The organism is Pseudoalteromonas sp. A41-2, assembly GCF_015767615.1.
Lineage (GTDB): Bacteria > Pseudomonadota > Gammaproteobacteria > Enterobacterales > Alteromonadaceae > Pseudoalteromonas > Pseudoalteromonas lipolytica.
In genome coordinates this window covers 275,414-290,167 of sequence record NZ_CP065231.1, presented here as the reverse complement: position 1 = coordinate 290,167, position 14,754 = coordinate 275,414, and the positions used below count along the sequence as shown (strand labels likewise).

13 protein-coding genes are annotated in these 14,754 nt (G+C 43.0%); 10 read left to right on the top strand and 3 right to left on the bottom strand.

Features of this window, described 5'->3' with window-relative positions:
- Positions 1-73: 73 nt before the first annotated feature.
- Together IT970_RS01390 and IT970_RS01385 are read left to right on the top strand one after the other, a co-directional pair.
- Complete coding sequence (locus IT970_RS01390; RefSeq protein ID WP_036974040.1) at positions 74-1,240, top strand: hypothetical protein; 1,167 nt, start codon at positions 74-76, stop codon at positions 1,238-1,240.
- A 287-nt stretch (positions 1,241-1,527) separates the two neighbouring features.
- Positions 1,528-2,205, top strand: a complete 678-nt coding sequence (locus IT970_RS01385; protein WP_036974042.1) for a TorF family putative porin — start codon at positions 1,528-1,530, stop codon at positions 2,203-2,205.
- Positions 2,206-2,275: 70 nt separating this feature from the next.
- Here IT970_RS01385 and IT970_RS01380 read toward each other — a convergent pair whose 3' ends face one another.
- On the bottom strand, positions 2,276-3,169 hold the full coding sequence (locus tag IT970_RS01380) for an aldo/keto reductase (protein WP_196857559.1): 894 nt from the start codon (positions 3,167-3,169) through the stop codon (positions 2,276-2,278).
- A gap of 169 nt (positions 3,170-3,338) precedes the next feature.
- On the opposite strand from IT970_RS01380, the gene IT970_RS01375 reads away from it, so the two are divergent.
- From IT970_RS01375 to IT970_RS01340, 8 genes are all read left to right on the top strand, one after another.
- Positions 3,339-4,049, top strand: coding sequence for a YIP1 family protein (locus IT970_RS01375; protein WP_074989828.1), 711 nt, complete (start codon positions 3,339-3,341; stop codon positions 4,047-4,049).
- A gap of 47 nt (positions 4,050-4,096) precedes the next feature.
- Positions 4,097-5,263: an efflux RND transporter periplasmic adaptor subunit gene (locus IT970_RS01370; protein WP_036974048.1), complete on the top strand. Its 1,167-nt coding sequence runs from the start codon at positions 4,097-4,099 to the stop codon at positions 5,261-5,263.
- Positions 5,263-5,970 (top strand): ABC transporter ATP-binding protein, encoded by a 708-nt coding sequence (locus IT970_RS01365; RefSeq protein WP_036974050.1) that lies wholly within the window; start codon positions 5,263-5,265, stop codon positions 5,968-5,970. The genes IT970_RS01370 and IT970_RS01365 overlap by 1 nt, the downstream gene beginning before the upstream one ends.
- Entirely contained in the window at positions 5,963-7,201 is a 1,239-nt protein-coding gene (locus IT970_RS01360; RefSeq protein WP_036974052.1) for an ABC transporter permease, read from the top strand. Before IT970_RS01365 ends, IT970_RS01360 begins: the two co-directional genes overlap by 8 nt.
- Before the next feature lie 120 nt (positions 7,202-7,321).
- Entirely contained in the window at positions 7,322-8,164 is an 843-nt protein-coding gene (locus IT970_RS01355) for an endonuclease/exonuclease/phosphatase family protein (RefSeq protein ID WP_196857558.1), read from the top strand.
- On the top strand, positions 8,161-8,535 hold the full coding sequence (locus IT970_RS01350) for a DUF5329 domain-containing protein (protein ID WP_036974056.1): 375 nt from the start codon (positions 8,161-8,163) through the stop codon (positions 8,533-8,535). Before IT970_RS01355 ends, IT970_RS01350 begins: the two co-directional genes overlap by 4 nt.
- Positions 8,536-8,572: 37 nt before the next feature.
- Positions 8,573-9,250, top strand: a complete 678-nt coding sequence (locus tag IT970_RS01345; protein ID WP_074989825.1) for a nitroreductase family protein — start codon at positions 8,573-8,575, stop codon at positions 9,248-9,250.
- A gap of 90 nt (positions 9,251-9,340) precedes the next feature.
- Positions 9,341-10,408 (top strand): hypothetical protein, encoded by a 1,068-nt coding sequence (locus IT970_RS01340; protein ID WP_036974060.1) that lies wholly within the window; start codon positions 9,341-9,343, stop codon positions 10,406-10,408.
- 16 nt (positions 10,409-10,424) lie between these two features.
- Here the strand turns inward: IT970_RS01340 and IT970_RS01335 are convergent, their stop codons facing one another.
- Together IT970_RS01335 and IT970_RS01330 are read right to left on the bottom strand one after the other, a co-directional pair.
- Positions 10,425-11,477: an efflux RND transporter periplasmic adaptor subunit gene (locus tag IT970_RS01335; protein ID WP_196857557.1), complete on the bottom strand. Its 1,053-nt coding sequence runs from the start codon at positions 11,475-11,477 to the stop codon at positions 10,425-10,427.
- Positions 11,467-14,754 (bottom strand): efflux RND transporter permease subunit, encoded by a 3,288-nt coding sequence (locus IT970_RS01330; protein ID WP_196857556.1) that lies wholly within the window; start codon positions 14,752-14,754, stop codon positions 11,467-11,469. Before IT970_RS01330 ends, IT970_RS01335 begins: the two co-directional genes overlap by 11 nt.

Here is a 14,754-nt window from a genome sequence, read left to right as displayed (position 1 = left end):
CCTGTTGCTGTTAGCTTATTTAAGCTAAAATAAAGTGACTAAAAAATATATCAAACTGGAGAGTCTACAAGGCATGAAGAAACTGCTTATTTCACCGTCAAAAATGGCGCTTAGCGAGCAAGAAAGTCAAATTTATCAAAATATTCTCAAGCAATCTTCAGAGCTAAGCCTCAACCTAATGGCCGTGAAAGTAGACAACCACCCAGAAGACTTTTTAGGTTGGTGCTATGAGCTACTCAGTGCAAGCCGCGATCGTATTAACTATGATTTATTAGAAGATAAGCAGTTACCGACATTAAAAAAACTTCACGACTTACTGATCTCTGCCATTAGCTTCTTGCAATTGAAAACGCTGCGCGTTGCACCTTGGCCTGTTGTTACTGGCTTTATTGAGCAACATAAAGAGCTCATTGCGCTTGATGAGCAATTACGTTTAGCTAACTACATTGGCGCAATTAAATCACAAACTTTAAAAGAAATGATTCCAGAAGACCGCTTGGCTTTTGCAGGCAAACACACGGCTTCTCTTGACCCAAGTAGCTATAACTTTGATGTTGAATGGTTTGCTTCAACCAAAAGTGCCAAAGGGTTTCATCAAATGCTGAGCGACCTGCCTGCGGCTTTTGACGAGGCCCTAGCGCACATTCCCCTAGAAGGCGATGTGACGCAAGAACACTATCAACATTTTATGGTTGCTTACTTTATGGCCTTTACAGGCAGCGAAGAAAAACCAACGCTTGCGCCTGCAACACGCTTATTAGCAATGCGCCGCCCAGATGTATTTACGCCTATTACAAATAGTAAGCTTGATGCGCTTTGCGCTTCGTTGGGAGTTCCTAAATTAAACAACCGTGATTTTGAACGTTATTGGCAAGACGTGGTTACTGCAATTCATAGCATGCCTTGGTTTAAAATGGCTGCTGCAGCAAATGATCATGAACAATCACTTATTGAGATAAAAGCGTTACTACCGTGCTTCTTCTATTATGCCGATAACACCACGGCTGATAACTCTAACTACATTAAACTGCTTAGCAAACCGAAGAGCACGGGCAGTTCTGCAGGCAAAAAAACCGTGCGTCGCGGCAAAGAGTCTGCTGAGATTTTAGTAGACCGCGCGCTTGCAAGTGACGATATCCCCGAGCATATAAAAGCAAAACGAGACTCTATCGTTAGCGAAGTTGAAAAAGGACGTAGCGTTGAAGAAACAATCAGCCTAATGCGTGCCATTTTTGGCTAAGTCTCTATCAAACAAGAAAAACCTGGTTGCTTCGCGATTGTGCAACCGGGTTATTTTTTGCACCACAGGTGTGCGCATGAACAATTCAAATAAATCTAAACTTTAAAAAATAACACGCTTAAAAGGCTGTTTTTAAAGCAGTTAAACATAAAATATCCCTTTCAGAATTAACTTGGCACAACCAGTGCTACATCGTATCCAGACAACACATAAAAACTGTCCTCAAATAATAACCAGACTGCAATCTGAAATGGGGCAAATCAACATAACAACAGGATACGAGAAACATGCTAAAACTAAAAAAAACGGTCGTAGCAAGCGCCATTGCGCTATTAACTTTGAGCTCAACATATAGTTATGCAGAAGTAACAGCAAACGCTGCGGCTACTTCAAACTATTTATGGCGTGGTCAAGAGCAAACTGGGGGTGATGCTGCAATTCAGGGCGGTATTGATTACGCAAGTGAATCTGGCTTTTACGCAGGTACTTGGGTATCGAATGCCAGCTGGGCTGACGACATGACTTACGAGCTAGACCTTTATGCAGGTTTTGGCGGTGATATCAATGAAACATTTAGCTACGATGTTGGCTACATTTATTATGCTTACCCTGATGCAGCATCTTATACTGACGCTGACTTTTCAGAGATCTACGGTAGCATCAGCATGGGTAGTTTCACTTTTGGTGCTGCAATCCTTGCTACATCAGCAGCCAGCGGTGACGGTACAGATTTTGGAGATTCTTTATACTTAAATGCTGACTATAGCTTCCCAGTTGGCAGTACCGGTGCAGAAATGGCTCTTCATCTGGGTCATTACTCAGGCGATTTCATTGGTGATGATAATATCATTGACTACGGTGTTTCTGTGTCAAAAGACGGCTTTACATTTGGCGTGTCTGACACAGACATTGATGGCTCTGATGTAAAAGTGTATGTCGCTTACGCAGTTGACTTTACGCTTTAAAAAAGAATGTGTTACTTGCTGCAACACGAAGGGCCGAAAGGCCCTTTTCTCGTTAAAGCGCACTTTAAAATTATGGCACACTGTGGCCTGTAGAGCCTTGCCAAATACGATACCATTGCTCACGATTCATTGTGAATTCTTTCGCTGCAACGGCTGATTTAACCCGGGCAATGTTGCCTGTACCCAATACTACTGATGGCAAACTTGGGTGCATGAGTAACCAAGTATACACAACTTGATCGATAGAGCTGGCTCCAATTTCGTTGCCAACTTGCTCCAACACCGCACGCAAACGCACTGCTTTTTCATCGTCATTTGAAAATAAACGCCCGCCCGCTAAAGGTGACCAAAGCATGGGTTTAATATCAAGTAATTGGCATTGATCCAAAGTCCCATCATCAAGCGCTTTCATCTCATAAGGCGAAAACTCTATTTGATTCGTGACTAAATCAAAGTCTAAACGAGACTGCAGTAAGCTGAGTTGTGACGGCGTGAAGTTTGAAACACCAAAGTCAATAACATCACCATTTGCTTTTAAAGTATTGAATGCTTCAGCTACTTCTTCTGCATTCATTAAATAATCAGGGCGATGGATCAATAACACATCTAATCGGTCGGTATTAAAGTGTTTAAGCGATTGCTGAGCGGATGCGATGATATGGGCTGCACTCGAGTCATAATGATTCGCTTTGCCTTGCAAGCCTAAACTGGGAAATGCGGGTTTAATTCCACATTTAGTGATTATTTTTATTTCATCACGAATACTCGGCTTTAGTTGTAACGCTTTACCAAATTCAGCTTCGCAGCCGTATTCACCATAAATATCAGCATGGTCAGTGTGTGTAACCCCTACTTCAATGGCTTGCTCTAAAAAGCTTAAGCATTGCTGTGGTGATATTTGCCAATCTAGCAAGCGCCAAAATCCCAGTACTAATTCATCAATACAACGCACATTGTTATTCACTATATATACCTACTTAATCTTGATTATTACACCTATCTTACTCTTTAAAGAATAACACAATTTCCCTATTCACAACTGTTAACATATAGTTACAAATCAGACTTCTAATTAATAATAAATCAGGGTATTTTAGTACCTAAAAATAAATGTTACTTAACAAGGAATAATAATGAAATCGTCGAATGCAGTGACAGCACTAGTTGATATTTTTATCAGCCCAAGCAAAGCGTTTAATGGAGTGAAGGAGGCAAAAGGCTGGTCTTTTGTTGCTTTCATATTACTTGCAGGCATGCTCGCGGCAAGTATGCTCGCTTTTTATAACAAAGCAGATCCTCAGTTTTTAATCGATCAGCAAGTCGCTGCAGCCAGTGTTGATGCCACAATTGCTGAGCAAAAAATGATCCGTCAAAGCATGGAGCAAACGCTTGATATGCAGGTATGGTTTGCGCTCTTTGGTGGTATTATTGGCTTAGCTGTTATTAATGCATTGATGGCCGGTTACTACCTATTTGTATCAAAGCAAGATCCAGAGGCTAACTATAGTTACGGTGCGTGGTATGGGTTTGGCGTGTGGACCATGATGCCAATGGTTATTTCAAGCTTGGGTATATTGATCCTCGTTTTAACTGCCAGCAACAACCAGCTTTCACCAACCCTCTTTAATTATGCCTCAATCAATCAATTGCTCATCGGCCTTGAGGTCGGTCATCCTTTTTATACCATGCTTGAAAGCCTAAACATTTTCTCTATCTGGGGCATTGTACTAGCGGCAGTCGGTTTAAAGTGTTGGACTAACTTCAACTTTAATAAAGCACTCCTGTTTGCTGCCCTACCCAGTATCGCGATCTACGGTATTTGGACAGTTATTGCAATCATCTAGCTATCAAATGAGCGGCATTGCCGCTCTTACTCCCACAAGGAAGTAACATGAAAAAAGCCATCATTATTGGCCTTGCTATCACGGCATTTGCAGCATTACTCATATCTAAGCAAATAACAAACAGCAAAAAAGTGCCTGAAATGCATGTAGCAAGCGTTGAACAAGGTAGTATTGCTGATTCAATTTTGGCCTCTGGTAATCTGGTATTTAACACCCAAGTACAGTTACGCTCAGAAGTCACTGGGCGGGTTGCGAAGGTATTTGTTGAAGAAGGTGAAAGTGTCACCGAAGGCGATATTTTAATGCGCCTTGATACCACTGCATTTGAATCTGAGGTGGCGCGAAACAAAGCGGTGTTGCGTGCAACCGAGATTGATATTAAACACAGCGAAACACGCCTGAAAAATATTGAGCGACAATTAAGTCGACAAAAAGAGCTCTACGAAGTCGGGCTTGCAGGCCAAGAAGTGTATGAAAACCTACAAAACGCGCGTGATTTAGCCGAAATTGATATTGAAGCGAAACGTGAAGCCTATCATCAAGCACAAGCGTCGTTACTGATTGCCGAAGACCGTTTAAATAAAAGTGTGTTTCGCGCACCCATGAGTGGGCTACTCGCTTCGGTCAACATTAAAGAAGGTGAGACCGTGATAGCCGGTACGACAAACATTATTGGTTCAGACCTAATGCTAGTCGCCGACCCCAGTGCAATTTTAGCGGAGTTACGGGTTGATGAAACTGATATTGCTGGCATAAAGTTAAATCAACATGCCGACATTTATGCAGCAGCCTACCCTAATCAACCCTTTACAGGAAAAGTCATAAACATTGGCACTTCAGCAAAAAACCAACCAGGTTCGCAAGGGCTATCGTTTAAAGTCAAAGTGCTGCTTGATGCCACTGAGCGTCAACTTTATGCTGGTATGAGTTGCCGAGCTGAAATTGCCACAAGCATTACCGAAAATGGTTTAAAACTCCCCATTGAAGCAATTCAAAAGGAAGACGATACCTACTTTGTATGGAAGCTAAACGCCGATAACACCGTCACTAAATCGCCTGTTAAGGTGGGAATTTCATCAGATATAGAGCAAGCGATAACACAGGGTGTAACGGTGGGTGAGCGCATTGTGATTGGTCCTGCAAGACCGCTTAGTTCATTAAAAGATGGCGATACCGTGGCAATTAAAGACAGCCTTGTAAAAGGGGCATCCTGATGTCTGTGGTAATCAAACTGACTAATATTAATAAACAGTACAAAATGGGCGAGCAAGTTTTCAAAGCCCTGGATGACATCAATATCGAAATTGCACAAAATGAGTATGTTGCCATCATCGGCCCATCGGGTTCAGGTAAATCAACCTTAATGAATTTGCTTGGCTGTTTAGATACCCCAACCAGTGGTGATTACTATTTAAAAGATAAGTTAGTTAAACAAATGAGTGAAACTGAGCTTGCTCATCAACGCAATGAAAGCGTGGGTTTCATATTTCAAAGTTTTAACTTATTACCCCGCGCTTCCGCACTGGAAAATGTTATGCAGCCGCTCGTTTATCGTTTTATCTCCGCGAAAGAACGCAAAAAAAAAGCGCTTGAGTCATTACAGCGTGTTGGCCTTGGCGATAAAGTGAACCATTTATCTAGCCAGCTATCTGGCGGTCAACGACAACGTGTAGCCATTGCCCGCGCGCTCGTAACCAAGCCACACATTCTACTTGGTGATGAGCCAACCGGTAACTTAGATAGCAAAACGACCACCGAGATCATGGCCCTATTTGATGAATTACATAACGAAGGCCACACCATTATTTTAGTGACTCACGAGCAAGATATTGCCGACCATTGTCAACGCGTTATTCGACTCGTCGATGGGAAAGTGGTGAGCGACACTCGTAAAGGTGAAGGAGCAAGGCTGCATGTTTAGATCTGCTATTGCAATAATGGAAGGAAGTAAAGCGGCACTCATGGCAATTAAAGCCAATGCCATGCGCAGTGCCCTCACCTGTTTAGGGATCATCATCGGGGTCGCTGCGGTTGTCACTGTGGTGGCCGTTATGCAGGGTTTTACCAAACAAATTAATGACCAACTCGCTGATATGTCTCCAGATGTAACCAATATAAAGCCCTATACCAGTGTTGAAAAAGAAATGGTGGGACAGCAAGCCAAGCTAACTTATAGCGACTTCTTAACCTTAAAGGCGCGAATAAAAGAAGCTGAAACCTTCACTGCATTAATGTTTACATGGCGATTTTCTGGCGCTGCTGAGTATGGCAACAAAAGCCACTCGTCACGAGTGATGGGCACCGAACAAGATTATCAAAGAGCCTACCGTACCTACCCTGAATTAGGCCGATTTATTCGCGCAGAAGATGACGAAAAGCGCCGTCGCGTTGCTTTTATTGGTCCATCGATAATTGAAAAGCTTAACTTACCCGACAACCCCGTTGGCGAGTACATTAAACTGGGCGGTGAGTGGTTTCGCATTATTGGTGTTGCTGAAAAGCAAGGGAGCTTACTTGGCTTTGATCAAGACGATTATATTAATATTCCGATCAGCACCATGAGTGCCCTCGAAGGGGGTAGCGTTGATACGAATGTACAAATGATGTTCCGCTTAAAAGACGACGCTAACGAAGCACAAGTGTTGGCTAAAATTCGTCGAATTCTCAGACAGCTTCATAAATTAAAAGACGGTGATGAAGACGACTTTGAATTTGAGACCGCGGAAAAAGTCCGTGCTAATGTTGATAAATTTACAGGTAGCGCAACTGCCATTACCGCTGGAATTGTAGGTATAAGCCTAGTCGTCGGTGGAATTGGTGTGATGAATATCATGCTGGTTTCGGTAACGGAACGTACCCGCGTTATCGGCACCTTAAAAGCCTTAGGGGCAACACCTGGTTTTATCATGCTGCAATTTCTAGTTGAAGCTGTCGTGCTATCGCTGTTTGGCGGCTTAATTGGTTTAGCGATTGGTTATGGCGCTGCCGCACTGATTTCAATATTAGTGCCGAGCATGCCAGAAGCCTACATACCGGGTTGGGCGATTATGCTGTCGTTTGGCTTTACTTCATTGATTGGTATTGTGTTTGGTTTAGCGCCCGCTATTAAGGCTGCGCGTTTAAACCCAATTGATGCGCTGCGTTATGAGTAAAACATCGCAGTGTTTATATGTGATTGAGTACCAGAAAAGCATCTCTTTTTTAGCATGCTTACTTTGAACTAAACTTAAGTTGTCTTCAACTAAGGGTTAGGTCAGCAATTTAGGGGCATTATGGCACCGTATCTGCACTTATTGTTTTTGAGTTTATTATCTTGGCACAGTCTTTCAAGTGAGCCACTTTCTGATGAACAACAAGGGATCACAAAAACGGCGGCTAATTTAGCTGGCTGCCAGCAACAATTAGCACAAAGCCGTCTGCAAACTTATGCGGGACACTATATATTGCCATATCAATTTGAACTGCTCAGTTGGAATATTTATAAAGCCCAAATTGACGGCTTACTCAACGACTTAAACACACTCAATGAAAGTGCAGATATTGTCTTATTACAAGAAGCCATTAAAGACTCAACCCTTACCAATCTAAAGCCTTATTGGCGTTTTGCCAAAGGCTATAAAAGTGGTAACGTGCAATCTGGTGTCATGACCTTAAGCCGCTGGCCAGCTACAGTACACTGTACATTAACGCATGTAGAACCGTGGCTGCGCAGCCCAAAAGCGACCAATATCGTTGAATATGCCTTACCAAATCAACAGTTATTACTCAGTGTTAACCTACACGCTATAAACTTTACCTTTGGCATTAGCGACTTAAAACAACAACTCGATGATGCTGCAGACATTATGCGCCATCACACCGGCCCCATTATATTTGCTGGCGACCTCAACACCTGGAGTGATGAAAGACAACAACTCGTCACACAAACACTCAAAAACCTTGGTTTACATGAAGCCATCTATTTAGACGATAAACGCACCAAAGCATTTGGATTAGCACTTGACCAAGTGTGGGTACGTGGTGTCAAAATAGAAACAACGGTTGTGCCTGAGCTTGAAAGTTCAGATCACAATCCCATAATTGCAACCCTCACGATAGAGCAAGAAGCACGATGAAAGTAATGATCAAAGGATATTGGCTACTGAGCCTGATGTTACTATCTGTTAGTCAATTAAGTTATGCCAACACTGCAGAGCAAGAGATTAATCATTTAATAGACTTTGTGGCGCAGAGCGATGCTATTTTTATTCGCAACGGGACCGAACATTCAAGTAAAGATGCCGCCGAGCACTTGGCGATGAAATACAGTAAAGCAACTCGTTACGCTAAAACCGCCGAAAAGTTTATAGAGAATCTCGCCAGTAAAAGTTCATGGAGCGGTAAGCCCTATAAAGTCAGACTTAGCAATGGCACGTTACTTACATCAAAAGACTGGTTAAGTAATGAGTTAGAAGACTACCGCCGAAACCTGCATACACAACTATAATGTGATGACATCATTAACAGATAAGAAGCGAAAAGCCATGCAAGAACACAAAAATAAGCCACTCAATGATTTTATTGAATACCCTCACGACGAAATGCTCAAGCGTGCAGAAGAATTTTTAGCCGTGAGTCAGCGACGACACAGTATTCGCAGTTTTAGTGACCGCCCAGTCCCAAAAGAAATAATTGCAACCTGTATTAAAGCCGCAGGTACTGCACCGAGTGGCGCAAACCATCAACCTTGGCACTTTGTTGCGATACACAGTCATGACGTTAAAAAACAAATTCGTGATGCGGCAGAAAAACTGGAACGCTCCTTTTACGAAGGCCGTGCTGGCGAAGAATGGCTGAACGCTCTAAAGCCACTTGGCACCGATGCCAGTAAACCCTACCTTGAGCATGCCCCTTGGCTTATTGCTGTATTCAGTCAAAAGAAAGGCGGTATTACATCCGATGATAAAAACACCAACTATTATGTGCATGAATCTGTCGGCCTTGCCACAGGCTTTTTGATTCAAGCCCTGCACAGAGCAGGACTTGCCACACTAACGCATACGCCAAAACCAATGAGCTTTTTAACCGAGGTTTGTGGTCGAGATAAAGATAACGAACGCCCTTATATGCTCCTTATCGCAGGCTACCCGAGTGCTGATGCAACCCTGCCTGAGCATGCCTTAGTGAAAAAGCCACTGGACGAGATAGCAACCTTTATTTGATTGACAAGATAAAAGTGCGCTCACTTTTTTATAATAAAAACACACTCACAAAGTTAACATCATAAGATTAAATCAAAGCAAGGAGCTACGATGAAACTATTCTTTTTTTATTTTTTACTTTTGACTCTTATAAGTAACACTGTAAGTGCTATTGAAAAAGATATTACTCTGCATTTATGTGAAAACTGCAGTTATAACGAAGCTAAGTATTATGCAAATCAAGAGTCACCACACATGCGTTGTGAGTCATCGAATCCAAAGCACGAAATAACTTTAGGAAATGAAGCGTGTTATGCCGACAGTAAAAAAGTAATTATTGCAGACACACAAAGCGATAACCACTTTGTTTTTTTGATTAGTTATAAAAACCAAGGCCTACCGGCTTTGAACCTTGAGAAATATAGTCAAAATATCTCACCAGCAAGTAATGATTTATCAGTTATAAACAAAGTCAAAATAACTGATAAAAACTTTTCTACTTTTATAAAAGAAGCTCAAGCGCAAATTAAGCAGCAACCTGTAAGCAGCTCTTCCGACACCACGAATAACTTCATGTCAATAAGCGAAACTAACTCTGAGACATGTCCTTCACACATAAAAAGCGCAGTTAATGCTGCATATGGCGGAAAAACAGCTTCAGAATTACAAACGAAGTTAAATCATAAAGTTTATCGAGATTTTAAAAACCCAGAATCTGCCTTCATGACAGATAAAATGGATTCAACGGGATTTTCGCTGTTTGCTTTAGGGTTTTCATATCAAGGTAGCTGGAAAAAAGTATCACGCAACTTCAATACCATAGTTGATTTACCTACCCACTCTGATGTACCTGACAGCACAGGTTATAAAGTGGTTTTTAATGTAAAGTGGATTAAAGAATTCAGGGGATTAGATGTCGAATTAAATCCATTATTTACGAAGTTCGAAGGATATACACTCTCTCTGCTAACTAAAGGGGGAGTGAAGGAGATCTCTTCTTGCCTGGAAGAAGCACTGGATCAAAATTTATCTCATTCATCTAAAACTCCCATAGGCAGTGGCAGCAGCCACTCACCTATTTTTGGAGGAAGTTCAGGAGGTTGGGATAATCATTTATGTGAAAAACACTATCATGACATTCAAGGCGAAAAAATAGCGACGGTTAAAGTCCCATGCTAAATATAAACTGGTTACATTAATAATCGACAGCCAGCACATCACCAGGGTTTAAGCCTGCAACGATGTGCTGCTTATTACCCACCATTTCGCCTAAGCGTACGTAGCGACGCACAATATGACCGCCTTCTTTCACATACACCATACTTAATTGACCATATTGATGCACCCAGCTTGGGTCAATCAATACGCCTTTGGCAGTGACCAATGGTAAACGTAATTGCGCATACAATCCCGGCATTAACCCTATTTGAGCCTGCGTTTCTAAGCGGATTTCCATACTGCGGGCTGCGCTATCAGCTACGGGAACAATTTCGGTTACCGTTGCGCTCATAGATGTCGATAATGCTGGAAGCGTTACTGTTAATGTTTGCCCAACAGCCAACTTAATAGCTTGCTGCTCCCTGACATTAAACGCCAATTGCAATTGTTGTGGGTTATAAAGCGCAAGTAACGGTTTGCCCGGAGTAGCGGTATCACCCGGTTCAGCAAATCGCTCTACGACCACGCCTGAAATAGGCGCTTTAATTTTTGTAAAACTCAATGCCACTTGCGCTTGAGTTTGCTGCTGCTTAGCAATGGCTAGATTTGCGCTTAAATTATCAAACCTTGCTTTCGCATCATCATAATCACTGACTGACACTAAACCTTGTTTGAAAAGGTCATTAACTCGCTTGAGCTGCTTTTCAGCTTGGGTAAGCGAGGCATTAATAGCATTAATTTGTGCGTCACTTTGAGCAAGCTGTGCTTTAAAATCGTCTTGTTGCAAGGTAATTAATACATCACCTTGACGCACAGTGTCACCAGCACGCACATTTAAACGCTCAACTTGCGCCATAACGCGCGATGATATTTGGGTATTTTGCTTAGCAATAACGGTCCCTGGCACAATTTCATCACGTGCAATATCAGCCAATGTCACGGTTAGTAACTGACCTGTGTACTCACTCGCCGCGGGATTTTTTATGCCTGGGGCTTGTTTATCAGAAAAGCTGCCAGCCATGTAAAGTACCGCAACAATAATGACCATTAACGCGATAATTGAACCAATAAGTTTCGATTTACCCTGCATGAGCGTGTTCCTCTTTGGCTGCATCCTTTGCAAACACTAAATAATAAACCAATGGCACAACAAACAATGAGAACAGTGTTGATGCCACAATACCAAAAATAATCGCAATCGCTAGGCCACTGAACACAGGGTCTAAAGTGATTACCAAGTTACCTAATAAAGTGGTGCCTGCGGTCAGTAAAACAGGTCGCATACGCACAGTACCCGCTGCAATAAGTGCTTCTTTAATAGCCATACCTTGCCCGCGCGCTTGATTAATAAACTCAACTAAAATAAGTGAGTTACGCACAACTATCCCCGCAAGCGCAATCATGCCTATCATGGCCGTTGCAGTGAACAGCACAGGCTCAGGGGCGCCAGCAATACTGCGCTCACCAAATTGATTCAATAACCAAAAACCCGGCATGATACCAATGACTGTCAAGGGAATAGCCGACATAATAATCAGTGACAAACTGGCAGAGTGTGTTTGAATACGCAGAATGATAAAAATGGCCGTTAATGCAAACGCAAACGCAATCCCCATGTCACGGAATACATCAATCGTTATGCGCCATTCACCTTCACCACTGAAAGTGACCTCTGTCCCCGCAGGTAATTGCCATGACGCGGTGCCACCGTTACTAAAAAAATGCCTGCTTTGCCAATCACTTTGCTTGAACGCATTACTGCTAACAGCTAAATCTGCATTAACATCGGCAATTACCTCAGCGGGTGTCCGGCCATTGAGTTCAGCCATGACGTAAATCACATTTCGCTGATCTTTACGCATAATCGGTTTTGCAACATCGCGATATTTAAATGCCCCTAACTCAGATAATGCCACCAGCGGACGTGGCGCACTTTGCAGCCCAAACTCATCGCTGGTTTTTGCAAGCTCTCTGTCGCCACGAACTTGCAATGCGAGTAACTGAGCAAATTGGTTACGATCTTGATATGGTAGCTGCAATTTAATAGCGACAGGGTTAGTTTCTCCACTAACATACAGCACACCGACATTTTCACCGTGCGAGGCAATCGCTAAAGCGTGTGCGATATCTTGGGTTGAAACAGCCGATAACGACGCTTTGGTTTTATCTGTTATGAAGCGTTGTAATGGCGCATTAGCAGCCATACTGGTATCAACTTCGACTACATGCGGTTCTTGTTTAAGTCTATTTGCAACAGCAGCTGCAGCCTGATGGTGCGTGTGTGTATCAACAAATGGATCACTGTATACTTCGGCCACCAAGGTGCTTAGGACAGGAGGCCCTGGCGGTACTTCAACCACTTTTAGCACAATACCCTCGGTTGCCAGAGGGGCTAATGCAGCACGTAAGCGCATAACCACACCATGAGATTGATGGTCACGCTCGGTTTTATCAACTAGTAATACTCTAAGCTCAGCAAGGTTTGCGGCTTCTCTTCGGTAATACCCACGGACCATACCATTAAAGTCCATGCTTGATGGCTGGCCAACATACGCTGCCGCTTCGCTCACTTCATTTAATTGCCAAGTGACCGATTGCACTTTTCGGGTAAAAGCGGCTGTTTGCTCAAGACTGGTGCCTTCTGGCATATCGATTAAGACTTGGAGTTCGTTTTTATTATCAAACGGTAGCAACTTTAATGGGACAGCGCGCATTACTGGCAACATGGCACTGGCGATAAACAACCCTAAGGTGATCCATAGTACTAGTTTTGCACGGCCTTTAGATTCAAGTAATGGCGACAAAATACGCTCATATAAACTATGAGGGTTGGCCTCTAATTGCATGTTGTCATCAACGGGGGCTTTGAGTAATTTCATGGCCAGCCATGGCGTCACAAAAAACGCCACCATAGTTGAAACCATTACACTAACAGGCACATTGAATGCCATAGGTGCCATGTAAGGGCCCATCATGCCAGTGATAAACGCAAGCGGAATGAATGCCACCATAATGGTTAGAGTCGACATAAATAGAGCCACTCTAATTTCACTCATGGCATCAACAATATTTTGTTTTTTATCACCTTTTTTAGTGATAAAACGGCTGATATTGTCGATTCCTGTAATAGGGTCATCAACAAGTAAGCCCAGAGATAAAATCAGTGCAAACAGGGTTACTCGGTTAATGGTATACCCAAATGCGAAGTCGAGCGTTAAAGTAATACCGTAGCAAATAGGCACCGCAAGACCGACCACAATAGCGGGCCGCCAGCCTAAAAACACGCCAACAAAAATAACCACTGTAAATACTGCAAACACCAAACTAGAAGTGAGGTTATTCACTTTTTCATTGGCAGTTCGGCCATAGTCACGCAGTACCGTGTAGCCAACTTCATCAGGCAATAATGTCACCGATAGTTGGTTCATCACATCATGCACTTGATTCGCAACAGCCACCGCATTTGTGCCTGCTTGCTTGGCAACACTAATCGTCACTAATGGCAGTTGCTGCTCAGTATCTGATTGAGCAAGCCATTGATAACTTTGGGCTTCGCTGGGGCCATCGGCGACAGTCGCCACATCATTCAAATAAACACTTTTACCATTTACTACGTTAACAACGAGGTGTTCAATTGCCGACTGAGTACGTAATACATCCCCCACTTGCAAAGCAATGTGCTGTTTACCATCTACAACACTGCCAACATTAACTAGCTGGTTAGACACCTTGAGGGCATAATATACGTCGTTTAAAGTGGTTTGGTGTGCCGCTAATGCGCTGGCATCAAGGTCGATAGTGAGCTGCCGAGTTCGACCTGCTATCACTTTGACTTCGCTGGTATTTTCAATGCGCTGTAAGCTTGTGGCAATTTCATTCGCAAAACGCGTTAACTGGTAGTCATCATAGAGTTTTGGGTCTTTGCTGAACAACCCAAGCATCACAATTGGCACATCATTCACCTCAACGGGGCGAATTTGCCACGATGTAATCACTGACGCCATAGTGTGCTGGTAACTGTAAAGCTTGGCATACGTATCGAGTATCGCTTTTTCGCGATCATGGCCCACTTCAAAGCGCAATGTAACCACAGCATTATTACTGTGTGTCGTCGAGTAGATGTGTTCAACACCGGTTAATTGCGCTAATAGCTTTTCTAATGGTTCTGTCACTAACCGAGCGACTTCTGGGGCTTCAACATTCGGGGCAGCAACATAAATATCGAGCATGGGCACCACTATTTGTGGCTCCTCTTCGCGTGGTGTTTGCTTTAGCGCCATGAGACCAAGCAGTATCGCCATTATAAAAATAATGACTGGAATTCGCCCACTTAAGCTATTTTTTACGGCATTATCGATAGCATTCAT